This is a genomic window from Holophagales bacterium, assembly GCA_016699405.1.
In the GTDB taxonomy this organism is placed as follows: Bacteria; Acidobacteriota; Thermoanaerobaculia; order Multivoradales; family JAGPDF01; genus JAAYLR01.
This window is the reverse complement of the sequence record CP064972.1, coordinates 1,145,315-1,166,903: the sequence shown is the minus strand read 5'-3', so window position 1 is coordinate 1,166,903 and position 21,589 is coordinate 1,145,315. Positions and strand designations below refer to the sequence as shown.

The 21,589-nt window shown below is 70.8% G+C and carries 23 protein-coding genes; 15 read left to right on the top strand and 8 right to left on the bottom strand.

What is annotated here, in order from left to right; all coding sequences use genetic code 11:
* Window positions 1-22: 22 nt before the first annotated feature.
* The gene (locus IPJ17_04925; GenBank protein ID QQR74930.1) at window positions 23-292 is read left to right on the top strand and encodes a hypothetical protein; all 270 of its coding nucleotides are present in this window, start codon (window positions 23-25) and stop codon (window positions 290-292) included.
* A 45-nt stretch (window positions 293-337) separates the two neighbouring features.
* Window positions 338-1,426 carry a 23S rRNA (adenine(2503)-C(2))-methyltransferase RlmN gene (gene rlmN / locus IPJ17_04920; protein ID QQR74929.1) on the top strand — a complete coding sequence of 363 codons (1,089 nt, stop codon included), beginning with the start codon at window positions 338-340 and terminating at the stop codon, window positions 1,424-1,426.
* Here rlmN and pgeF read toward each other — a convergent pair.
* Window positions 1,416-2,171: a peptidoglycan editing factor PgeF gene (pgeF, locus tag IPJ17_04915; GenBank protein ID QQR74928.1), complete on the bottom strand. Its 756-nt coding sequence runs from the start codon at window positions 2,169-2,171 to the stop codon at window positions 1,416-1,418. The two genes, rlmN and pgeF, sit on opposite strands and share 11 nt — an antisense overlap.
* A 170-nt stretch (window positions 2,172-2,341) precedes the next feature.
* Here pgeF and ftsE point away from each other — a divergent pair, with 170 nt between their 5' ends.
* Window positions 2,342-3,067 carry a cell division ATP-binding protein FtsE gene (ftsE, locus tag IPJ17_04910; protein ID QQR76090.1) on the top strand — a complete coding sequence of 242 codons (726 nt, stop codon included), beginning with the start codon at window positions 2,342-2,344 and terminating at the stop codon, window positions 3,065-3,067.
* Window positions 3,064-3,981 (top strand): hypothetical protein, encoded by a 918-nt coding sequence (locus tag IPJ17_04905; GenBank protein QQR74927.1) that lies wholly within the window; start codon window positions 3,064-3,066, stop codon window positions 3,979-3,981. The genes ftsE and IPJ17_04905 overlap by 4 nt, the downstream gene beginning before the upstream one ends.
* A 128-nt stretch (window positions 3,982-4,109) precedes the next feature.
* Here the strand turns inward: IPJ17_04905 and IPJ17_04900 are convergent, their stop codons facing one another.
* Window positions 4,110-4,931: a DUF4388 domain-containing protein gene (locus IPJ17_04900; GenBank protein QQR74926.1), complete on the bottom strand. Its 822-nt coding sequence runs from the start codon at window positions 4,929-4,931 to the stop codon at window positions 4,110-4,112.
* A 180-nt stretch (window positions 4,932-5,111) separates the two neighbouring features.
* Window positions 5,112-5,681: a crossover junction endodeoxyribonuclease RuvC gene (gene ruvC / locus IPJ17_04895; GenBank protein ID QQR74925.1), complete on the bottom strand. Its 570-nt coding sequence runs from the start codon at window positions 5,679-5,681 to the stop codon at window positions 5,112-5,114.
* 130 nt (window positions 5,682-5,811) lie between these two features.
* Here ruvC and IPJ17_04890 point away from each other — a divergent pair, with 130 nt between their 5' ends.
* The 5 genes from IPJ17_04890 (at window position 5,812) to IPJ17_04870 (ending at window position 13,060) form a co-directional block, all read left to right on the top strand.
* The gene (locus IPJ17_04890) at window positions 5,812-8,832 is read left to right on the top strand and encodes a TonB family protein (protein ID QQR74924.1); all 3,021 of its coding nucleotides are present in this window, start codon (window positions 5,812-5,814) and stop codon (window positions 8,830-8,832) included.
* A 57-nt stretch (window positions 8,833-8,889) separates the two neighbouring features.
* Window positions 8,890-9,123, top strand: a complete 234-nt coding sequence (locus IPJ17_04885; GenBank protein QQR74923.1) for a hypothetical protein — start codon at window positions 8,890-8,892, stop codon at window positions 9,121-9,123.
* Between the two features lie 138 nt (window positions 9,124-9,261).
* Window positions 9,262-10,110: an acetyl-CoA carboxylase carboxyltransferase subunit beta gene (locus IPJ17_04880; protein ID QQR74922.1), complete on the top strand. Its 849-nt coding sequence runs from the start codon at window positions 9,262-9,264 to the stop codon at window positions 10,108-10,110.
* Window positions 10,111-10,118: 8 nt separating this feature from the next.
* Window positions 10,119-11,417, top strand: coding sequence for a bifunctional folylpolyglutamate synthase/dihydrofolate synthase (locus IPJ17_04875; protein QQR74921.1), 1,299 nt, complete (start codon window positions 10,119-10,121; stop codon window positions 11,415-11,417).
* Between the two features lie 35 nt (window positions 11,418-11,452).
* Complete coding sequence (locus IPJ17_04870; GenBank protein ID QQR74920.1) at window positions 11,453-13,060, top strand: serine/threonine protein kinase; 1,608 nt, start codon at window positions 11,453-11,455, stop codon at window positions 13,058-13,060.
* Here IPJ17_04870 and IPJ17_04865 read toward each other — a convergent pair.
* From IPJ17_04865 to IPJ17_04845, 5 genes are read right to left on the bottom strand one after another with little or no spacing between them, the layout of a single operon-like run.
* Window positions 13,029-14,366 (bottom strand): 3-deoxy-7-phosphoheptulonate synthase class II, encoded by a 1,338-nt coding sequence (locus tag IPJ17_04865; GenBank protein ID QQR74919.1) that lies wholly within the window; start codon window positions 14,364-14,366, stop codon window positions 13,029-13,031. The two genes, IPJ17_04870 and IPJ17_04865, sit on opposite strands and share 32 nt — an antisense overlap.
* A 43-nt stretch (window positions 14,367-14,409) precedes the next feature.
* Window positions 14,410-15,663: a serine hydroxymethyltransferase gene (locus IPJ17_04860; GenBank protein ID QQR74918.1), complete on the bottom strand. Its 1,254-nt coding sequence runs from the start codon at window positions 15,661-15,663 to the stop codon at window positions 14,410-14,412.
* Between the two features lie 26 nt (window positions 15,664-15,689).
* A complete protein-coding gene (rpiB, locus tag IPJ17_04855) occupies window positions 15,690-16,127 on the bottom strand; it encodes a ribose 5-phosphate isomerase B (GenBank protein QQR74917.1) in 438 nt (145 codons plus the stop codon).
* Window positions 16,128-16,149: 22 nt separating this feature from the next.
* Window positions 16,150-16,506, bottom strand: coding sequence for a hypothetical protein (locus IPJ17_04850; GenBank protein QQR74916.1), 357 nt, complete (start codon window positions 16,504-16,506; stop codon window positions 16,150-16,152).
* Window positions 16,507-16,539: 33 nt separating this feature from the next.
* Complete coding sequence (locus IPJ17_04845; protein ID QQR76089.1) at window positions 16,540-18,096, bottom strand: methylmalonyl-CoA carboxyltransferase; 1,557 nt, start codon at window positions 18,094-18,096, stop codon at window positions 16,540-16,542.
* A 199-nt stretch (window positions 18,097-18,295) separates the two neighbouring features.
* Here IPJ17_04845 and IPJ17_04840 point away from each other — a divergent pair, with 199 nt between their 5' ends.
* From IPJ17_04840 to atpH, 6 genes are all read left to right on the top strand, one after another.
* On the top strand, window positions 18,296-18,547 hold the full coding sequence (locus IPJ17_04840) for an AtpZ/AtpI family protein (GenBank protein ID QQR74915.1): 252 nt from the start codon (window positions 18,296-18,298) through the stop codon (window positions 18,545-18,547).
* Window positions 18,544-18,948 (top strand): hypothetical protein, encoded by a 405-nt coding sequence (locus IPJ17_04835; protein ID QQR74914.1) that lies wholly within the window; start codon window positions 18,544-18,546, stop codon window positions 18,946-18,948. Before IPJ17_04840 ends, IPJ17_04835 begins: the two co-directional genes overlap by 4 nt.
* A 3-nt stretch (window positions 18,949-18,951) precedes the next feature.
* Window positions 18,952-19,824 carry a F0F1 ATP synthase subunit A gene (gene atpB, locus IPJ17_04830; GenBank protein ID QQR74913.1) on the top strand — a complete coding sequence of 291 codons (873 nt, stop codon included), beginning with the start codon at window positions 18,952-18,954 and terminating at the stop codon, window positions 19,822-19,824.
* A gap of 165 nt (window positions 19,825-19,989) precedes the next feature.
* Complete coding sequence (gene atpE / locus IPJ17_04825) at window positions 19,990-20,304, top strand: ATP synthase F0 subunit C (protein ID QQR76088.1); 315 nt, start codon at window positions 19,990-19,992, stop codon at window positions 20,302-20,304.
* 69 nt (window positions 20,305-20,373) lie between these two features.
* Window positions 20,374-20,958, top strand: coding sequence for a F0F1 ATP synthase subunit B (gene atpF / locus IPJ17_04820; protein ID QQR74912.1), 585 nt, complete (start codon window positions 20,374-20,376; stop codon window positions 20,956-20,958).
* 16 nt (window positions 20,959-20,974) lie between these two features.
* The gene (atpH, locus tag IPJ17_04815) at window positions 20,975-21,577 is read left to right on the top strand and encodes an ATP synthase F1 subunit delta (protein ID QQR74911.1); all 603 of its coding nucleotides are present in this window, start codon (window positions 20,975-20,977) and stop codon (window positions 21,575-21,577) included.
* Window positions 21,578-21,589 lie beyond the last annotated feature (12 nt).

The following is a 21,589-nucleotide window of genomic DNA, read 5'->3' as shown; positions in this document are numbered from 1 at the left end:
GCTCGATGCGAGAGCGCAGACCTTGCTGCGTGAGATCAGCCGCGCGCTGCTCGACGCGATCGCCGAGTCCGGCGTCGTCACCGACGGTCTGCGCCGCCTGCACCGCGAGGGCTACACGCTGCATCTCCTGCTCGATTGCCAGCGCGACGGCGCCACCGTCGAGCCGACCCGTCCCGTCCCGAGCCGCGCCGACGTGGCGTTTCGCATCGACGCCGACGATCTCGCCTTCCTGCGCTCGATCGGAATCGATCCCACACGACGACGGCGGCGTCCGCGGCCGGCGACCGACTGACCCGATCTCGACACCGCGCCTGCCGCCGCGCGGATCCGAGGCCTCGTGAGCACCCTTCCGCCTCCCTCGCCCGACTCCCGGCGCGACCTGCTCGGCGCCTCGCTTGCCGAGATTGCCGCGGCGCTCGTGCCGCTCGGCGAACCGCGGTATCGGGCTCGTCAGCTCTGGGAAGCGATTCACCGCCGGGGCGTGATCGATCTTGCCGCCATGACCGAGCTGCCGCTCGGGCTGCGCGAGCGCCTGCAGTCGAGCTTCGTCCTCGCCTTGCCCGAGATCGCCGAACGCCACCGCTCGGCCGACGGAACATGCAAGCTCCTGCTGCGACTGCGCGACGGCGCTTCGATCGAGGCGGTCGACATTCCCGATCGCGAGCGGCGGACGATCTGTCTCTCGAGTCAGGCCGGTTGTGCGCTCGCCTGTCGCTTCTGCGTCACCGGCTACTGGGGCGCCGGACGCGATCTCTCGGCGGGCGAGATCCTCGGCCAGGTCTGGGCGATCTGTCCCCCCGGACCGGAGCGCAACGAGCGCCTGAACCTTGTCTTCATGGGCATGGGTGAGCCGCTGCTCAACCTCGTCGCCCTGCGAACCGCCCTCGAGCTGCTCGCCGAGACGATCCCCTGGCGGCGCATGACCGTGTCCACCGCCGGGATCGTCCCGGGCATCGACGCGCTCGCCACCTGGCCGGCACGGCCGAACCTCGCCGTCTCGCTCCACGCACCCGACGACGCGCGGCGCGAACAGCTCATGCCGATCAATCGCAACTACCCGCTCGGCGAGCTCTTCGCCGCGCTGCGCCGCTATCCACTCGAACCGCGACGCCGGATCACCTTCGAGTACCTGTTGATCGATCGGTTCAATGATCGCCCGAGCGACGCCGATGCGCTCGCCGCGCGCCTGCGCGGACTGAAGGCGAAGGTCAATCTCATCCCGCTCAACCCCGACCCGGTCCTGCCCGCCGAGTGGCGCCCACCGCAGCCCGCGACGGTCGAGGAGTTCCAGCATCGACTGATGCGGCACGGCCTGACGGCCACCGTGCGACGTCGACGGGGCGATGCGGTGAGCGCGGCCTGCGGTCAGCTCCGCGCCTTCGGGCGCCCGCCGCGCGGCTTCCGCCGCAGCCAGCTCAGCTTCTAGTCGGCGTTTCGGCGTGCCGGTCGGCGCAGCCGGCCGCGTCCGCCGGCGGGCGAACGATCCACGCGAGATTCCGGCCGGCGCGCGGTCCATCGCGGCGATAGCTCCACAACAGGTCGGGATGGCACCGCGTGCAGAGATCGAGGTGCCGGATCTCGTCGACGCCGGCCGCCGCGAGCTGCGCCTCGACCGCGGCGCGCAGGTCGAGGTGCGGTCGCGGGAGGCGACGGAGCACGCACTCGGCACCGTGCGCGGCCCGCTCGACCTGCCCGGCGACCTCTTCTCCCACTTCGTAGCAGCAGGCACCGATCGCCGGCCCGATCCACGCGGTGAGCCACTCTACCCGCGGCGCGAATTGCGACACGCTGGCGCTGACGACACCGGCGACGATTCCCCGCCATCCCGCGTGAACGGCCGCGATGCGGCGGCCGCCGGCGAGCAACACCGGCACGCAGTCGGCGGTGACGACGACGAGGGCCAGATCCTCGCCAACGCACGTCAGCGCATCGCCGCTGCCGCAGAGCCCCGGCTGCGCTTCGAGCACGGCGGCACCATGCACCTGACGCAGCCAGCTCGGCCGGACCCCTTCGGCGAGACCGGGAGCGACGAGCTCGGCGAGCGGCGTCTGCGGCGGGGCACCGCGACCGAGGAAGCGAACTTCCGCACCGCTCGCCGAGTCGCTCCATCCGTGACCACAGGCGTTCTTCTGGCCTGGCGCAGAGAGGACGACGCGGGCAGGGCTAGGCATCGCGCGGCATTGTAGCGCCGGCGTCGCGCTCCACATCGACCGGTGGGAGGCTGCGATATCCTGCCGCCGCGATGTCCACGCTCGGCCTCGACGCGATGTCCGGCGACTCGGCGGCCGGTGCGATGGAGGATCCGGCGCCGCTCGATGCGTCGTCCGGGGGCAGCGGCGCGATGATCCGCTTCTTCTCGGTCAGCCGGCGCTACCCGGGTGGGCAGTCGGCGCTCGAGGATCTCTCCTTCGAAATCCCCAAAGGACAGTTCGTCTTTCTCACCGGCGCGAGCGGTGCGGGCAAGACCACCCTGCTGCGTCTGCTCTTTCGCGAGGACCTCCCGACCTCCGGCCAGATCCTCGTCCACGGACGCAACGTCGCGGCACTGCCGGCGCGCAAGATCCCCTTCCTGCGCCGGCGGATGGGGATCGTCTTCCAGGACTTCCGCCTGATCGATCGCCGCACCGTGTTCGAGAACGTCGCCTACCTGCCGCGCATTCTCGGCCTCGACCTGCCACGGCAGAAGCGGCTCGCGGTCGAGGCGCTGCGCCGCGTCGGCCTCGCCCACCGCCTCTCGGCGTTCCCGCGCGAGCTCTCCGGCGGCGAGCAGCAGCGGGTGGCGATCGCCCGGGCCCTGATCAACGATCCCGAGCTGCTCCTCGCCGACGAACCGACCGGCAATCTCGACGCCGAGCTCTCGCAGCAGATCGTCCGACTCCTGATCGACTGTCACCGTCGCGGGACGACCGTCGTCATGGCGACGCACGATCGCGAGCTCATCCGCCAGGTCGGACAGCGCGTCCTCACGCTCGATCGCGGCCGGCTGGTGCGCGACGAGGTGCTCCCGCCGGGCGATCTGCTGAGCGCTCCGGCGAGCGGACCGCGCGAGAGCGAGGCATCGACGTGAGCCTCTGGCGGGCCTTCGGCTACTTCCTGCGCGAGGCCGTCGTCGGTCTGGCGCGCAGCTGGAAGGTCAGCCTGCTCGCCATCTTCACCATCGCCGTGAGCCTGCTGCTCGGCGGCACGGTCCTGATGGTCGGTTCGAACCTGGCGCGCGCAGTCGCGGGGTGGCGGAGCGAGGCGCGCCTCGTCGTCTATCTTCACACCCGGCAGGCCGACGACGCCCGCTCCGCGCTCGGCCCGCTGCTCGACCGCCCACAGTGGATCGTCGAGCGACGCGAGGTCTCGGCTGACGAGGCGGTGCGCCGTTTCGAGGCCCAGTTCCCCAGCCTCGGCGACCTCTTCAGCGAGGCGGGGCCACGTCCGCTCCCCGCTTCGATCGAGCTGGAGCTCTCGGCCGGTGCGCGGAGCGACCCCGGCTACGGCGCCTGGCTCACCGAGCTCCGCGCGCACCCCGCCGTCTCGATGGTCGACGATGACCGCGACTGGCTCTCCCACGCCGAGCGGCTCTTGACGCTGGTGCGCGCTGCCGGTCTGGCGCTCGCCGCCCTCCTGCTCGGCGCGGCGGTGTTCACCATCGCGAGCGTCGTCCGGCTGATCTCGCTGCTCTATCGCGACGAGATCGCCGTCCTGCGGCTGGTCGGCGCGACCGAGTTCTTCGTCCGCGGCCCGTTCTACTTCGAGGGGATGCTCCAGGGCCTGCTCGGCGCCGTCCTCGCCCTTGGCACCCTCGGCGGGGGTTGGCTCGTCGGCGCCCGCCAGGCGGATCCCGCGACCTCGCTCAACCTGCTCTTCGCTCACTTCCTCTCGTGGCGAGAGTGCCTGCTCCTGCTGGCCCTCGGCCCGATCGCCGGACTGGTCGGTGCGGTGCTCTCGCTTCAGCGCGAGGAACCGGGCTCGAGCTCCCGGCTCGTCGCCTGACGCGACGGACCGGCTCCGGACGAGCCGCCGGCGCACCCGGCGACTCCGCCGTCGATCGACGGTTGAACGAGTCGAGTCTGGCGAAGGGGAGCGGCTGGCGCCGATCGGCGGACCGACTGCCCGCCGGATCAGCGCCCGGTGAGGAGTTGCGCCACGCGGTCGAGGAAGCCGCGCGCCTGATTCGGACCGAGCGCCGAGGAGATGACCTTCTCGCCGGCGCGGATCAGGTCGAGCACGGCGTCGACCCGGCGCCCCGACTCCATCTCGGCGCGAGTCTGGCGCGCCAGGCCATCGAGCTCCCCGGCGCGATCACTCCCGCCGAGGATCTGTTGCGCACCGCGAAAGATCGCGTCGGCGACGCGCCCGAGATCCTCGGCCGACATCTGCTGCAGCCGATCGACTTGGAAACGCCGCAGGTCTTCACGCAGCGCGACCAGGCCGGAGGTCAGCAGGCCGTAGAGCACCTTGCAGATCTCGAAGGCGGACAGCCCGCGGCTGGCGGCGATCTCGTCGATCGTCCGGCGCTCGTCGATGCGACAGATGAGCGCCCACTCCTGCGGCGTGAAGGAGACCGAGGTGCTGGCGCCCTGGGTCGTGAAGACCGGCACCAGGCGAGTCGACGGGATCTTCTTCGACAGCACCTGCCACTCGTCGATGCGCCGTGCCGCCTCCATCAGGAGGTTGGTGTTCGAGCGCTCGATGGTGACGACGTCGGTCTCGGAGCCCGGCGTGAAGACGAAGTCGCCCTGGCGCCAGATCGCCAGCTCGTAGACCGCCTCTTCACCGGAGAGCGTGCCGACCTGGGCGTGGACGATCTGGCCCTTGCGCAGGAAGATCTGGCCGGCGTCGCCCTCGTTGCGAAGTTGGAATGCTCCCGTCTTCCCGCCGACCGCCACCAGTTGAATGATGTCGGGAAGCGGAAGCTCTTTGAGCGAACCTTGGAATGCCACGGTGACCTATCGGGGTGAGAGTCTGAGGATCGGATTCGAGCGTTCCGTCACACCGCCCCTGCATCTCCGAGCCCGGCGAACCGACGCGACGTCGAGGCTCCTCGCGTCATCGTCACGCAACCGACCGACCGGTCTCTCGTTCCTGCGGATGGGCCGTGCGTCGGGGCGGTTCACGATGCTTCAGGGACGGCGAGCGATCACGCTAGCACGCCTGCCGCGACGGGTCAACGCGTTTCGCACGCCCCCGGCGACGCCCCTGGGAGCAACGGGAGCAAGGGTTTCCGACCGCCGGCGCTGCGCGCAACAGAGGGCCACGGCCAGCGCGTCCGTCGCGTCCGCCGGCAGCACCGACACGTCGAGAGCGAGCAGCAGCCCGACCAGACGCGCCACCTGTTCCTTGTCCGCGCGCCCACTGCCGAGCGCGGACTTCACCTCGGCGGGCGAGTATTCGCGCACTGGAATCTCCCGCCGTGCCACACCCGCCAGCAGCACCCCTCGCGCCTGGGCCAGGACGATGAGCGAGCTCGTGCTCACGCCGAGAAACGGCTTCTCGATCGCCACCAGCTCCGGAGCGAAACGATCGAGCAGCGTGTCGAGCTCCACGGAGAGCCGCGCCAGGCGTTCGGGCAGGGCGAGCGCGGGCGAGAGGACGATGCGGTCGGCGGCGAGCGCCCGCAGGCGCGACCCGTCGGCTTCGACGAGACCGTAGCCGGTATACCGGCTTCCCGGATCGAGCCCCAGGACTCTCACGAGCGTCTGCTCCGCGACCGATCCCGCGCCGACGCCCGGGGTGGGTCGCCGGCCGGCCTCGTCAATCCGCCCCCGCGGGCTCCGGATTCCACGCTAAGTTGCGCTCCGCCAAGCGTTTCGACGCGATGTCGTGATTGACTCGGCGACCTCGGCGATGTTAGAAACGCCACGTTCGGCTGCTCGCAGGAGAACCTCGATGTCGCTAGTCCTGGTGGTGGAGTCCGAGAAGCTTACCATCGAGCGCGTACGCGACACGCTCGGCGCGGAGGGTTGGCAGATCGAGGTCGCGGACGGACACGACGCGGCGGTTCGCGCCGCCGCCGAGCTGCGCCCACGGCTCGTCTTCGTGTCGGCGGAGCTGCCCCACGCCCAAGACACGGCTCAAGTCTTCTCTCGCGCGCGCGGCGGCCCGGGATCGGTGCTCTTGCTGCCCACGACGATGGTCGAGCAGGGAGAAAGGTTCGGCGCTGACGAAATCCTCGTCAAGCCGTTCACCGAAAGTCAGCTCCGCATGCTGGCCAACCGCCTCGGCTCCGGTCCGGCGAACACGCGCGGGGCGGGCGACGGCGGCAAGACGCTGACCTCGCGGGAGATCTTCGGCGATCTGCTCGCCGAGTTCGAGGGCGAACCGGCGGCCAAGGCCGCCGCGGCGGCACCGCCCGCCACGCCAGTGCCGACCCCCGCGCCGGCCCCGAAGCCGACGGCCGCGCCCGCGACGACGCCACCGCGCCCCGCCGCAGCCCGCCCGAGCAGCAGCAGAGACATCGACGATCTGCTCAGCAAGACGCTCTCCGGGCTCGACGTCGGTCGGCGCACCGCGCCGAAGCCTGCCGCGCCGAAGCCGGTCGAGACGCCGGCGCCCGCGCCGATCGCACCGGCGCCGCCGGTGGTCGCCGAAGCGCCTCCCGCCCGGCCCGTCGAGGCAGCTCCGCCGGCAGCTCCACCCGTCGCGGCCGCTCCGGCACCGCCGCCGGTCGCCCAACCGCCGGCGCCGGTGATCGCCGCGCCGGTCGAGACACCGGCACCGGTCGCGGCACCGGCACCGATTGCGACGCCGACACCCGCGCCAGCTCCGGCGCCGACCCCCGTGCCGGCGCCCGCTCCGGCGCCCCCGGCGGCGGCCAAGCCGGTCGACACGCCGGCGCCTCGGCCGACTCCACGGCGACCGACGAGCGAGATCGACATCTCCGCGCTCGAGGAGCTCGCCAAGCCGAAGACGCGCAGCGGCGCGACGGCAGCGGCCGGCAAGAGGCCCGACGCCTTCGCCACGCAGCGACTCGAGGTCCCGCGCGAGCCCGCGCGGCCGAAGAGCGACGAGTTCGGCGATTACCGCCTGCTCGAGCGCATCGCCGTCGGCGGCATGGCCGAGGTCTGGAAGGCGCGCAAGCGCGGCGTCGAGGGCTTCCAGAAGACGGTGGCGATCAAGCGGATCCTGCCGCACCTGACTGACAGCTCCGACTTCGTCACCATGTTCATCGACGAAGCGAAGCTCGCTGCCCAGCTCGATCACAACAACATCATCCACATCTACGACCTCGGCAAGGCCGGCGACGACTACTACATCGCGATGGAGTACGTCGAAGGCAAGGATCTGCGGTCGATCCTCAACCAGGCGCGCCAGAAGGCGCAGCCGCTGCCGATGGGTCTCGCCCTGCTGGTCGCCTCGCGGCTGGCGAGCGCCCTCGACTACGCGCACCGCAAGAAGGACTTCGACGGACGCGAGCTCGGCCTGGTGCACCGCGACGTGTCGCCGCAGAACGTCCTGATCAGCCACGAGGGCGAGATCAAGCTCTGCGACTTCGGCATCGTCAAGGCGGTCACCAAGGCGAGCAAGACGCAGATGGGCGCGCTCAAGGGCAAGCTCCAGTACATGTCGCCCGAGCAGGCCTGGGGCCGTCCGGTGGATGCGCGCTCCGACATCTTCTCGCTCGGCTCGATCCTCTTCGAGATGCTGACCGGCCGCCGGCTCTTCGCCGGCGAGAGCGAAATGTCGGTGCTCGAATCGGTACGCGAGGGCCGGATCCAGGGGCCGCGCGATCTCGACGCGCGATTGCCCCTCGAGGTCAACGCCCTGGTGCTCAAGGCGCTCGGCAAGGAGCCGGCCGATCGCTTCGCGAGCGCCGGCGAGATGCAGCGCGAAATCGAGAAGATCCTCTTCGCGCTCAAGCCGACGCCGTCGCAGGGCGACCTGGCCGCCTACGTCGGCCGCCTCTTCGATCTGCTCCCGGCGAGCTCGGCGCCGCCGACCGTCGCCGCACCGTCTCCTGCGACGCCACGTCCGGCTGCCGCGCCACCCGCTGCGTCGGCGGCCGGTGCACCCGCCGCCCGGACCGCCCCAGCGGTCGAAGCGATCGCTCCGCTCGGCGAGAGCGCACCGATGGAGAGCGCAGGCGGCTCGAAGGGCCTGCTCTGGGGCGGCATCGCTGCCGCCGCGGTGATCGGCATCGCACTGTTCGTCTTCCTCGGCCGGGGCCGCACGCCGGCTCCTCCTGCCGAGGCCCCGGTACCGGTCGCCACCGGCCTCCCGAGCGAGGCGACAGCGCCGGGTGGGGCGCCCGCCGCGGCCACCACCGCCGGCGAGAGCAACCCGATCGTCGCTCCGACCGCCGTGCCCGCGGTCGAGCGGCCGACCCCGACCGCGGGGACGGCACCTGCCGTTCCGACACCGACTCCGGCGGCGCGCGCCACCGCCACGCCGGCACCGACGATCGCGCCCACGCCGGAACCGGCAACGCCGGCTCCAGCGCTCCAGACTCCCGAGCCGACCTCCGTCCCGGTTCCCACCGAGCCGCCGGTCGCGACGCCGGCGCCGCGCAACACCGAGGCGACGCCGGCGCGGGCGTCCGTGCAGCGTGGAGACCTCGTCGCCATCGGCCCGGGCGTGATCTCACCCGTTCTTGTCTCGATCGACAAACCCCAGTATCCTCCGATCGCCCGACGGCTGAAAGCGCAAGGCGAGGTGGTCGTCTCGATGCTGGTGGACGAGAACGGGCGTGTGGCCGAGGCCCGGCTGACGCGGCCGTATCCCCAGGATGTCGGCTTCAACGAGGCGGCGATGGCGGCGGCGCGCACGGCGACGTTCCGACCGGCGACCAAGGAAGGCGTGCCGGTCAAGGTGTGGTTCCAGTTGAAGATTCCCTTTAAGCTCTGAGCTCCGGCGTCGACCGGTCGACGCACGAAGCACCCGAGCGGCCCTGGAGGATTCACGATGAGCTTGTCCGAACAGCAACGGAAGTTCTACGAGAACACGCTGGCGGTCACCAAGCAGGAGATCGCCGACCTCGACCGGCAGATCGAAGAGGAGCTCGCCAAGGTCAAGGAGCGTCTCGCCCAGCTGCAGCAGGGCAAGAAAGCGGCGCGTCAGATGTACGACGCCGCCTGCCTGCGTCTCGGCATTCCGAACGACCTCGAAGCCGAGGAAGAGGGCTCCGCCGAGATCTGATCTTCTCCGGCGTCCTGACCGGATCCTCTCCTGCCCGACGGGTGCGACCCGTGGCGCCGAGCCGAGACCGGCTCGGCGCCAGTCGTTTCCGGAGGACGCGACGAGCAGAGGTTTCCGCGGGCCGCAACCCCTTCGATCATGGCCTGGTTCCGCAAGGACAAGAAGCCCAAGGCGGTGCGCACCGAGCCAGCGCGCACGCACGTACCCGAAGGTCTGTGGGTACGCTGCGAAGACTGTCGCGAGATTGTCTACGGCAAGGAGCTCGACCGCAATCTGCGCATCTGCCCGAAGTGCGGCTACCACTTCCGCATCGATGCGCCGGCGCGTATTGCCCTGCTGCTCGACGAGCCGACGCCGCGTGAGCTCTTCCGCGGGGTGCGACCGACCGATCCGCTGAAGTTCCGCGACTCGCGACCCTATGCCGACCGCCTGCGGGCCTATCAGGAGGCTGTCGGGGTAGCGGACGCCGTGATCGTCGTCGAGGGGAACGTCGAGAGCATTCCGGTCGTGCTCGCCGTCATGGACTATCGCTTCATGGGCGGATCCATGGGCTCGGTGGTCGGCGAGAAGATCACCCGGGCCGCGGATCTCGCCGCCCGCGAGCGCAAGCCGCTGGTCGTGGTGTCGGCCTCCGGCGGCGCCCGCATGCAGGAGGGGATCCTCTCGCTGATGCAGATGGCCAAGATCTCCACCGCGCTCGGCCAGCTCCGCGAGGCGCGCGTCCCCTACGTCTCGGTGCTCACCGACCCGACGACCGGCGGCGTCACCGCTTCGTTCGCCATGCTCGGCGACCTCAACATCGCCGAACCTGGTGCGCTGATCGGTTTCGCCGGGCCGCGCGTCATCGAGCAGACGATCCGGCAGAGCCTGCCGGAGGGCTTCCAGCGCAGCGAGTTCCTGCTCGAGCACGGCTTCCTCGACCTTGTCGTCAAGCGCACCGAGCTGAAGGAAACGCTCGCGCGCTGCCTGCGCCACCTCGCCGCCTGAGGCGCGGCATGCCCTCGGCAACCGACCTCGGCGCCCTGCTCGCGCGGCTCGAGGAGCAGGGGATCCGGCTCGGGCTCGAGCGGATGGCGGAGCTGCTCGCCGCCCTGGGCTCGCCGGAACGCGCGGTCGCCACGGTGCTCGTCGGCGGCACGAACGGCAAGGGCTCGACCTCGGCCCTCCTCGAACGATCGCTGCGCGCCGCCGGGCTGCGTACCGGCCTCTACATCTCCCCTCACCTCGAAGATCCGGTCGAGCGGATCCGCGTCGACGGCGCCTGCCTCTCGCCTGACGCACTCGGCAGGTTGCTCGACGAGATCTGCGGCAAGACGCCCGGGCTGCCGACCTATTTCGAGGCCTTCACCGCGGCGGCCTTCCTCGCCTTTGCCCGCGCCGGTCTCGACCTCGCGGTCGTCGAGGTCGGGATGGGCGGACGGCTCGACGCGACGAACCTCTGCGCCCCGGAGCTCTCTCTCGTCAGCTCGATCGACTTCGACCATCAGGAGTACCTGGGCTCGACGCTCTCGGCGATCGCCCGCGAGAAGGCGGGAATCTTCCGGCCCGACCGACCGGCGCTGCTGCTCGCCGGCGGCGCCGAAGCCACGGCCGCACTGCTCGACGCCGCCACGACGCGCCGGGCGGCCGCGCTCGACCTCACACCGTGGCTCGCCGCGAGCGACGTGCTCGCGTCGGGGTGGAACGGGATCGAGGTCCGCCTCGCCACCCCGGCGGGGACCCGGGACCTCCACTGCTCGCTTGCCGGACGGCACCAGGCAGGCAACCTCTTGCTCGCCGTGGCCGCCGTCGAGGCGCTTCGCGCCGGCGGACGGACGATCCCGGAGGCCGCCGTGGTCGACGGCGTCTCGCGTTGTCGCTGGCCGGGGCGACTGGAGTCCGTGATTCTCCCCGACGGCCGGCGGGTGTTGCTGGATGCGGCGCACAATCCCGGGGGGGTCGCCCGGCTGGCCGAGTTCCTCGACGAACGCGGCGAGCACTTCACCCTGCTGTTCGCCGCCCTGCGGGACAAGGAGCTCGCCCGGATGCTGCCGCCGCTCGCCGCTCGCGCCGAGACGGTCGTCCTCACCGCCGCGGCGAGCCCACGCAGCGCGACACCCGAGGAGCTTGCCCGATGGCTCGCGGTCGACCGGCCGGCTCGGCTCGAAACCGATCGCCAGCGAGCGCTCGACGCGGCGCTCGGCCAGGAGACCGACCTCCTCGTCATCTGCGGCTCGATCTACCTGATCGGTGAAATGCGGCGCTCGCTGAGCCAGCGCTTCGGCGTGCCCCCGGCCGCCCGGGAGTCGGAGTAGACTCGCCCGATCCGAATTGCCGCTGGAGCGTGCGAATGGACGAGCCCTCGGGTTCCCCGGACTCCGCAACCGACCCGCTGATCGGCCGTGTCGTCGACGGCTATCGCATCGACCGCCTGCTCGGCGCCGGCGGCATGGGACGGGTCTACCGTGCTCACGACTCGCGACTCGACCGCAATGTCGCGATCAAGTTCCTCGCTCGCAGCACGCCGGAGCAGGAGGTTCGCTTCCAGCGCGAGGCCCTGGCCATCTCGGCGATCAACGACCCGAATGTCGCCGCGATCTTCACCCGGGGCGTTGACGCCGGCCAGGCCTACTACGTCATGGAGTACCTCGACGGCGATTCGCTCGCCCGCTATCTTTCCCCCGGAGAGCGGCTGGCGCTGCCCCGCGCGATCGACTTCCTGCAGCAGGCGGCGCGCGGGCTCGCCGCGGCGGCCGAGCGCGGCCTGATCCATCGCGACGTCAAGCCGTCGAACCTCATGCTGCAGGGGAGCGACCGGCTGAAGGTCGTCGACTTCGGCCTGGCGCGGCGCCTCGGCGGGGACCTCTCGCTGACCGAGACCGACACGACCATCGGCACGCCCCACTACATTTCGCCCGAGCAGGCGCTGGGTCAGGCGACCGATCACCGCTCCGACATCTACTCGCTCGGCGCGACCTTCTACCACCTGCTCTCCGGTTTCCCGCCGTTCGAGGCGGAGACGCCGGTGTCGCTGCTGCTCCAGCACGTGAATTCGCCGCTTCCACCGCTGCGCTCGCGCAATCCGCGCGTTCCCCCCGCGATCGCCCGGATCATCGAGCGCATGATGGCCAAGGATCCGGCGCAGCGCTACCCGACCTATGCCGAATTGCTCGATGACCTCGCACGGGCCGCGCCGGGACGCGGCGAGCCGGCGCTCGCCACCGGGCGGACGACGCTCCTGCCGATGGCTCCCGTTGCGGCGCCGAGCGGCGGATTCCCGCTCCCGCTGCGCATCGCCGCGGTGCTCCTCGTCGCGATCCCGCTCCTGATCTGGATCGTCGGCCGGAGTGGCCGCGGCCGTGTCGAGCAGCAGGGCGGCGCCGCGAGCTCGTCGCCGGAGAGCGGCAACGCCGACCTCGCCCGCCTCGGACTGCCGGCGAACCAGATCTCGGGAGACCAGATCGAGCTCCTGCAGCGCCTGTCGGCCGGCGACACCTCACCGGAGGTGCTGGCCGCCGCCGACGGCCTCCCCGGCCCCGCCGCCGAGGCGGTGAAGGCGGCCCTGCGCGCTCGCACCCTCGCCAAGATGCGCCGGATCGCGGTGGCGGTCGAGGCTCGCTTCGCCCAGGAGGGGCAACTGCCGCCGGACCTCGCCACGGTGGCGAGCGACATGGGGATCCGCCCCTCCGAGCTCAACGACGCGTGGGGGCGGCCGATCTTGCTCGAGACCCCGAGCTACGACGAGCACCAGGTGATCTCGCTCGGACCCGACGGCGTTCGCGGGAACGCCGACGACATCGTGCTGGTCAACGGCTCGATCGAAAGCGGAGGGCTGCCCGAGATGGGGATGCCCGGTGGTCTCCGCGGACCCGGCGGATCACCGCCCGGCGGTGCTCAGGGGTTCGACGACGGCGAAATGCCGGTGGCTACGCGACCCGCGCCATCCGACGGGCAATGAGCATCGCCATCTCGAGCGCCTGCTCGTAGTTGAGGCGCGGATCGACCTGGCTGCGATAGGAACGCGGCAGGTCGTCGTCCGACAGGCCCCGGGCGCCGCCGAGACACTCGGTGACGTTCTCTCCGGTGAGCTCGAAGTGCACGCCGCCGAGGTAGCTGCCGAGCTCGTGGTGGATCTCGAAGGCGCTCTCGAGCTCGGCGAGGATGTGCTCGAAGCGCCGGGTCTTGAGTCCCGACGAGGTGCTTTCGGTGTTGCCGTGCATCGGGTCGCAGACCCACAACACCTGCTTGCCGCTCGCTCGCACCGTCTCGACGAGCGCCGGCAGCCGACGCGCGATCTCGCGCGCGCCGAAGCGGTGGATCAGCGTCAGCCGGCCCGGCTCGTTGCTCGGGTGGAGGATGGCGAGCAGCTCCTCGAGCCACGCGGGCGTCGTCGTCGGTCCGACCTTGACGGCGATCGGGTTGGCGATCCCGCGGAAGTACTCGACGTGTGCCCCGTCCGGCTGGGAGGTCCGCACGCCGATCCACGGCAGGTGGGTCGTGAGGTTGTACCAGCCGGAGCGGTGCGGCACGCGTCGGGTCTGGGCCTGCTCGTAGAGCAGATGCAGCCCTTCGTGGCTGGTGAAGAAGTCGACGCGGTCGATCTCTCCCACCTTCGCCCCGGCGAGGGTCTCCATGAACCGCAGCGAGTCGGCGATCGCCTCGACCATCTTCTGGTACTCGACGGCGAGCGGCGAGTGACGAACGAAGTCGAGATCCCAGTACTCGGGGTGGTGCAGGTCGGCGAATCCGCCGTCGATCAGCGCGCGGATGAAGTTCAGCGTCAGCCCTGCCCGCTCGTAACCGCGCAACAGCAGGTGGGGATCGGGCCGCCGATCCTCCGGGGAGAACGGCACGCGGTTGATCAAGTCGCCGCGGTAGGCCGGCAGCGAGAGATCGCCCTGTGTCTCCTGCGCCGCCGAGCGGGGTTTGGCGTACTGGCCGGCGAACCGTCCGACGCGGATGATCCGCTTCTTGCTGCCATGCACGAGCACGAGGCTCATCTGCAGGAGGATCTTGAGCTTGGCGGCGATCTGCGCCGAGTTGCAGTCGGCGAAGCTCTCGGCGCAGTCGCCCCCCTGGAGCAGGAAACGCCGCCCGGCTGCCGCCTCGGCGATCTGCGCCTTGAGCGACTCGACCTCCCAGGAGGAGACGAGCGGCGGCAGCGCCGTCAGTTGGGCGACGACGGCGTCGAGCTCGTCGCCGTCGGCGTAGTCGGGTTGCTGCGTCGCCGGGCAACGGCGCCAGGAATCGGGGGTCCAGTCCATGGTCTCGGCTCCCCGCCGGGCTTGCGCCCGGCGGGAATTCGGCTCATGCGAGCGCGTCGTAGAGCGGGAACCTTCCGGCGAGCAGCCGCACCCGGCGGCGCACCTCGGCGAGCGCCCCGGCGTCCTCCGGCGCCGCGAGAGCCGCGGCGATCAGATCGCCGACCTCGTCCATCGCTGCCGGGTCCATCCCGCGGGTGGTCAGCGCCGGCGTGCCGATGCGGATCCCCGAAGCGACGAGCGGCGGATTGGCGTCGAAGGGGATGGTGTTCTTGTTGACGGTGATTCCGGCCTGGTCGAGCGCCTTCTCCGCCACCTTGCCGGTCAGTCCCTTGGCCGCGACGTCGACGAGGAAAACGTGATTGTCCGTGCCGCCGGAGACGATGCGGAATCCGTGTCCGACCAGGCGGGTGGCGAGGCGCGCCGCATTGGCGACGATGCGCCCCTGGTAGGCCCGGAACTCGGGCGTGAGCGCCTCGTGGAGCGCCACCGCCTTGGCGGCGATGATGTGCATCAGCGGACCGCCCTGCACGCCCGGGAAGACCGCCCGGTCGATCTCCTTGGCGTGCTGCGCACGACAGAGGATGAGCCCGCCGCGCGGACCGCGCAACGTCTTGTGGGTGGTGGTCGTCACCACGTCGCAATGGGGCACCGGCGACGGATGGAGACCCGCCGCCACCAGGCCGGCGATGTGGGCGATGTCGGCCATCAGCAGCGCCCCGACCTCGTCGGCGATGGCACGGAAGGCGGCGAAGTCGATCACCCGGCTGTAGGCCGAAGCGCCGCAGACGATGATCTTCGGCCGATGCTCGCGCGCCAGCCGGCCGACCTCGGCGTAGTCGATCCGCTCGCTCGAACGGTCGACGCCATAGGGAACGACCTGGAAGTCGCGCCCGGAATAGGAAAGTCGGTGTCCGTGCGTCAGGTGACCGCCGCACGACAGGTCCATGCCGAGCAGGGTGTCGCCGGGCCGCAGGAACGCGAAGTAGACCGCCATGTTGGCCGAGGTGCCGGAGTGCGGCTGGACGTTGGCATGCTCGGCGCCGAACAGCTCGAGCGCACGGGAGATGGCGAGTCGCTCGACCTCGTCGACGTGCTCGCAGCCGCCGTAGTAGCGCTTGCCGGGATAACCCTCGGCGTACTTGTTCGTCAGCACGCTTCCGGCCGCTTCGAGCACCGCACGGCTGACGAAGTTCTCCGAGGCGATGAGCTCGAGGCCGTCGTTCTGACGGCGGCGCTCACGCTCGATGGCTGCCGCGACCTCCGGATCGGTGGCGGCGAGATGTTGCTCCATGGACATGGAAAATCTCCGGGCGCCCCGGGGGCTCAGCCCTCGAGGTCGCCGATCTTCCCGACACGCAGGGCGTGCCGGCCGCCGTCGAACGGCGTCTCGAGGAAGGCCTCGAGGATCGCCTCGGCCAGGCCTGGCCCGATCACCCGGGCGCCCAGCGCGAGGACATTGGCATCGTTGTGAGCTCGGGCGAGACGAGCGACGAACAGCTCGTCGCAATTGGCCGCCCGGACGCCTCGCACTTTGTTGGCCGCGATCGCCATGCCGACGCCGGTGCCGCAGACCAGCAGGCCGCGCGCGGCCTCGCCGGTGGCGACCGCCGCACCCACCGCCGCGGCCTGGTCCGGGTAGTCGCTGCGCACCGGCGCGTCGACTCCGAGATCGACCACCTCGTGACCACCCTGCACCAGGAAGGCCACCAGATGAGCCTTGAGCTCGAACCCGGCGTGGTCGGAGCCGACGGCAATCTTCATGGCAGGGCCGAGCGCCCTCGGCTTACCCCTCGACCGGGGGTTCCGCGGCGGCCGGTTCCTTGACGGCCTTCTTGGCCGGAGCCTTCTTCTCGGCGCCCTCGGCGCCTTCGGCCTTCTTGGCCGGGCGCTTGACGGCCGCCTTCTTCTCGTCGCCGTCGCTCGCCTTGGCGGCCTTGCTCGCCTTCTTCGCCGCCGCAGCACGCTCCGTGCGGCCGGCCTTGGCGCGCTCCTTCAACCTCTCATCGCGGCGCTTGCGGCGCCGACGCAACTCGCTTTCCCGTTCGCGCATGCTCGAAACCTCCCGAAATGCCCGCGAGGGCGACCGCTCCCCGGCGGAAAACCGATCTATCAGCTTGTCCGACCGCTCGGCGTGTGTCAAGCGCGGCCGCGTTTCCGCCGCCGCCGCCCACCCTCAGAGCGGGATGTTGCCGTGCTTCTTCGGCGGCATCGAGGCACGCTTGCTGCGCAACTGGCGCAGCGCGCGGACGATGTGCGACCGGGTGGTGCGCGGCGCGATCACCGCGTCGATGAACCCGCGTTCGGCGGCGATGTACGGGTTGGAGAACTTCGCCCGGTACTCGGCGACCTTCTGCGCCCGGACGGCCGGCGCCTCGTCGCCGGCCGCGTCGAGCTCGCGCTTGTAGAGGATGTTCACCGCCCCCTCCGGACCCATCACGGCGATCTCGGCGGTGGGATAGGCCAGGTTGACGTCGGTGCGGATGTGCTTCGAGGCCATGACGCAGTAGGCGCCGCCGTAGGCCTTGCGGGTGATCACGGTGATCTTCGGCACCGTGGCCTCGGCGAAGGCGAAGAGCAGCTTGGCCCCGTGCTTGATGATGCCGCCGAACTCCTGCTGTGTGCCCGGCAGGAACCCGGGCACGTCCTCGAAGGTGACGAGCGGGATGTTGAAGGCATCGCAGAAGCGGACGAAGCGGGCGCCCTTGAGTGACGCGTCGATGTCGAGCACGCCGGCAAGGTAGGCGGGCTGGTTGGCGACGATGCCCACCGGGCGCCCACCGAAGCGCGCGAAGCCGACCACCAGATTGCGCGCATAGGCGGCGTGGATCTCGTAGAACTTGCCGTTGTCGACCAGCCCGGCGATCAGCTTCTTGATGTCGTATGGGCGGTTCGGATCGCGCGGCACCACGTCGTCGAGCCCCGGGTCCTCGCGATTCGGGTCGTCGTCAGTCGGCCCGAGCGGCGGCTCCTCGAGGTTGTTGCTCGGCAGGAAGGAGAGGAGCTCCCGGATCGAGGCGAGACAGGCGGCGTCGTTGGGGACCGTGACGTGGCAGACCCCGCTCCGGCTGGCATGCGTCGAGGCTCCGCCCAGCTCCTCCTTCGACACCTCCTCGTGGGTGACCGTCTTGATGACGTCGGGACCGGTGACGAACATGTAGCTCGTCGACTCGACCATCAGAATGAAGTCGGTGATCGCCGGCGAGTAGACCGCCCCACCCGCGCACGGCCCCATGATCGCGCTGATCTGCGGGATGACGCCGGAGGTCAGGGTATTGCGCAGAAAGATGTCGGCGTAGCCGGCGAGCGAGTTCACCCCCTCCTGGATGCGGGCGCCGCCGGAGTCGTTCAAACCGATCACCGGCGCACCGTTCTCCAGCGCGAGGTCCATCACCTTGCAGATCTTGCGGGCGTTGGTCTCGGAGAGCGAGCCGCCGAAGACGGTGAAGTCCTGGGCGAAGACGTAGACCAGCCGCCCCTCGATGGTGCCGTACCCGCAGACCACACCGTCGCCCGGCATCTCCTGGCGTTCCATGCCGAAGTCGCGACAGCGATGCGTGACGAGCGCGTCGATCTCGACGAACGACCCGCCGTCGAGCAGCAATTCGACCCGCTCGCGCGCCGTCAGCTTGCCCGCCTCGTGCTGCTTGTGGATCCGCTCCGCCCCGCCGCCGAGCGTGGCCGCCTCGAGCCGCCGCGCGAGCTCCTGAAGCCCCGGATTGTCGCCCATCATCCCCTCCCTTTGCGCCGGCGCAATGTTGTGGCGGAAGGCGAGCCGAACGCAAGGTGGGACGGTCAACCGCTCTTCCGCCGGCCACTGCTCGCTGATAGACTCTCGCGCCGGACGGCGAGGTTGTGGCCGTTCTTCCGCTCCACGACTCGTCCGTTCGTCTGGATCGCGGCGCTGCCAGGGCGGGCTGCAACCTCGCGGAATGAAGCGACTACCAGCCGACCGACCGTCCTGGATGCGCTTGGCCAGCGCCGGATTCGACTTGGCGGCCGCCATCGGCGGGTTCACGCTGATCGGCTACTGGGTCGATCGACACTGGGACAGCGCCCCCTGGGGCGTGTTGACCGGCGCCCTGCTGGGGCTCGTCGGAGGACTGTACAACCTGATCAGGGCCTCGCTCGCTGCGGCTTCCGAAGCCCAGCGCGAGGACCACGACCGAGAGAGCCGTTCTTGACCGAACCGACGCTCGCCCCTGGCCGCTACGCGCGGCTGCTCGCCCTGCTGGTCGCCCTGGCCGCGGCGCTCGCCCTGGTCGGCTACCTGCCGACCCTGCGTCTCGCCGGAGAGGCCGGCGCCGTGGCGATGGGGGCGGGGATCGTCGCCAGCCTGCTCGCCACGGCGCTCGGCGGCCTGCCGCTGACGCTGCCCCGCGCCTCGGCGGCCGCCGCCGCTCAGGGTCTGCTGCAGGCGACGGCGCTGCGCTTCGGGGTCGTGCTCGTGCTCGGTCTGGCGCTGGCGCTGTCGCGCGCCGTACCGCTGGCACCGGCCCTGCTCTGGCTCGCCATGTCATATCTCGTGCTCGTCGCCGCCGAGGCCGCCTTCACGGCCCGTGCGGCGACCCGGAAGGGGGCCTGAACCGTGGCCGGCAGCAATCCGCTCTCGCACATCGTCCAGCACCCGATCAAGCAGGCCGAGGCGCACCTCGGCTTCCTCACCCCCGAGGGCAAGATCACCCTCTTCTCCGACCAGGTGTCGATGCTGGTCGTTGCGGCGCTGCTGCTCGCCCTCGTCGTCCCGCGCTGGGTGCGGCGCCGGCGCGGCGGCGACGCTCTCGGCGACCTGGTGCCGAGCGGGCCGGCCAACTTCGTCGAGGGGATCTGCGCCTACCTGCGGCGCGAGGTCGCCGAGCCGTCGCTCGGACCGCACACCGACAAGTTCATCAAGTACATCTGGAGCGTTTTCTTCTTCGTCCTCACGGTGAACCTGCTCGGCCTGCTGCCGATCCCGGCGCTTTCGGCGCTCGGCCCGGTGCATCTCGGCGGCACGGCGACCGGCAACATCTGGGTCACCGCCACGCTGGCGCTCCTGACCATGGGGATGATGGTGGTCAACGGCCTGCGCCTCGGCGGCCGGCACTACCTGGCGCACTTCTGCCCGGGCCCGCTCTGGCTCGCACCGCTCCTCGTGCCGGTCGAGATCATCGGCCTCGTCGCCAAGACCTTCGCTCTCGCCGTCCGACTCTTCGCCAACATGGTGGCCGGCCACACGCTGCTCGCCGTGCTGATGACCTTCATCTTCTCCGCCGCCGCCTCGCTCGGCGCCAGCGGTGGCCTGGCGATCGCCGTGCCGGTGGTCCTCGGCAGCGTCGCCATCATGCTCCTCGAGGTCTTCGTCGCCTTCCTGCAGGCGTTCATCTTCACCTTCCTGACGGCACTGTTCATCGGCATGTCGGTGGTCTTCCACCACGACGACGACCACGCCGGGGCACACGGGGAGACGGCGGCACACTGAGTTTCGGACGAGATTCGCCATGCCCGGACCGCGCGGGGCACTCGGGCCGTAAGGCGTGACTGCGATGGCGACGGAAGGATTGGCAGCCGGCCCCGCCCGGCCGCCGCAAGAGAGAAAGGACCTGGAACGATGAACCGCAAGACGCTGTCCAAGCTCGCGCTCACCATGATGGCGGTCGGCATGCTGCTGATGTTCGCCCCGGCGGCCTTCGCCGCCGAAGGCGACGCGGCCGCCCATGCGAGCGGCACCTTCCTCAGCGACGCCGGCGCCGGCAAGATCTCCGGTGCGATCGGCGCCGGCCTGGCGATCATGGGCGGCGCCGCCGGCATCGGCCGGATCGGCGGCAGCTCGGTCGAGTCGATGGCCCGTCAGCCCGAGGCCGCCGGCCAGATCAGCACCGCGATGATCATCACCGCCGCGATGATCGAGGGCGCGACCCTCTTCGCCGTGGTGGTCGGTCTCCTCGCCGTGCTGGGCTAAGAGCAGGATTCGATGACGGCTCCTCCCCGCCGACGCGGGGAGGAGCCCTATCCACGAAGGACCCGACGCATGCGACTCAAGTTCCTCCTCGGCTGTGCCCTTTCCTGCGTGCTCGCCGCCCCGCTCCTCGCCAACGAGGGCGAAGGCGGGGGTGGCGGCCCGTTCTCGGGCGACATCGGCAACGCGCTCTGGACCCTGGTCATCTTCGGCCTGGTGGTCCTGGTGCTCGGCAAGTACGCCTGGGGCCCGCTGCTCTCCGGCCTGCAGGCACGCGAGAGCTTCATCCGCGAGTCGCTCGAGTCGGCCAAGCGCGATCGCGAAGCCGCCGAAGCTCGGCTCAAGGAGTACGAGCAGAAGCTCGCCACGGCGCGTGACGAGGCCACGGCGATCGTCGACGAGGCACGGCGCGACGCCGAGGCGCTCAAGCGCACGCTCGAGGCGGACGGGCGCGCCGAGGGTCAGCGGCTGATCGAGCGCGCCAAGCGCGAGATCGGGATCGCCAGCGACACGGCGGTCAAGCAGATCTACGACACCAGCGCCCGGCTCGCCACCGAGCTCGCCACCAAGATCCTGCAGCGCGAGATCCGCCCCGAGGACCACGAGCGGCTGATCCGCGAAGCGCTCGACCGCGTCCGCGCGGGCGGACAGAACTGACGGCGGGCGCCGGCCGATGAGCGCCACCGACCATCGTCACGACGCACTCGCGCGGATCTACGCCGAGGCGTTGCTCGCCATCACCGGACCGGCGGGCCGCTCGGCCGAGATGCTCGCCGAGCTCGAGGAGCTCGCTGCCTTCGTCGACTCCCAGCCGGAGCTGGCCAACGTCCTGGCGAGCCCGCTGGTCGACGCCGCCTCGCGCAGCGAGCTCGTCGAGAAGCTCTTTCGCGGCCGCTTGAGCGACCTGCTGGTCGACACGCTGCAGGTTCTGCGGCGCCGCGACCGGCTCTCGCTGCTCGGCGACTTCGCCCGCGCCTTCCGCGACGCCCACCGGCGGCGGGAAGGGATCGTCGAGGTCGAGGTCACGACCGCCGTCCCGCTCACCTCCGAGCTGCGAGCGCGCATCGCCGAGGGAGCCGCCGAGCGGCTCGGCAAGCGCGTCGAGCTCAAGGAGCTCATCGACCCGGCACTGCTCGGCGGCCTCGTCGCCCGGGCCGGGGACCTCAAGATCGACGGCAGCGTGCGCGCCGACCTGGCGCGCATCGGCGCCCGGCTGCGCCAGCGCGGATCGGAAGAGATCCACCGCGACATGCACCTTTTCATCGAGCAGGGCTGACGGGACCGACCC

Excerpts from the sequence above, each read along its gene's own strand:
- pgeF (QQR74928.1), bottom strand. The coding sequence starts at position 2,171 with ATGCCTAGCCCTGCCCGCGTCGTCCTCTCTGCGCCAGGCCAGAAGAAC.
- ftsE (QQR76090.1), top strand. The coding sequence starts at position 2,342 with ATGATCCGCTTCTTCTCGGTCAGCCGGCGCTACCCGGGTGGGCAGTCG.
- IPJ17_04885 (QQR74923.1), top strand. The coding sequence starts at position 8,890 with ATGAGCTTGTCCGAACAGCAACGGAAGTTCTACGAGAACACGCTGGCG.
- IPJ17_04880 (QQR74922.1), top strand. The coding sequence starts at position 9,262 with ATGGCCTGGTTCCGCAAGGACAAGAAGCCCAAGGCGGTGCGCACCGAG.
- IPJ17_04875 (QQR74921.1), top strand. The coding sequence starts at position 10,119 with ATGCCCTCGGCAACCGACCTCGGCGCCCTGCTCGCGCGGCTCGAGGAG.
- IPJ17_04870 (QQR74920.1), top strand. The coding sequence starts at position 11,453 with ATGGACGAGCCCTCGGGTTCCCCGGACTCCGCAACCGACCCGCTGATC.
- IPJ17_04865 (QQR74919.1), bottom strand. The coding sequence starts at position 14,366 with ATGGACTGGACCCCCGATTCCTGGCGCCGTTGCCCGGCGACGCAGCAA.
- IPJ17_04860 (QQR74918.1), bottom strand. The coding sequence starts at position 15,663 with ATGTCCATGGAGCAACATCTCGCCGCCACCGATCCGGAGGTCGCGGCA.
- rpiB (QQR74917.1), bottom strand. The coding sequence starts at position 16,127 with ATGAAGATTGCCGTCGGCTCCGACCACGCCGGGTTCGAGCTCAAGGCT.
- IPJ17_04845 (QQR76089.1), bottom strand. The coding sequence starts at position 18,096 with ATGATGGGCGACAATCCGGGGCTTCAGGAGCTCGCGCGGCGGCTCGAG.
- IPJ17_04840 (QQR74915.1), top strand. The coding sequence starts at position 18,296 with ATGAAGCGACTACCAGCCGACCGACCGTCCTGGATGCGCTTGGCCAGC.
- atpE (QQR76088.1), top strand. The coding sequence starts at position 19,990 with ATGATGGCGGTCGGCATGCTGCTGATGTTCGCCCCGGCGGCCTTCGCC.
- atpF (QQR74912.1), top strand. The coding sequence starts at position 20,374 with ATGCGACTCAAGTTCCTCCTCGGCTGTGCCCTTTCCTGCGTGCTCGCC.
- atpH (QQR74911.1), top strand. The coding sequence starts at position 20,975 with ATGAGCGCCACCGACCATCGTCACGACGCACTCGCGCGGATCTACGCC.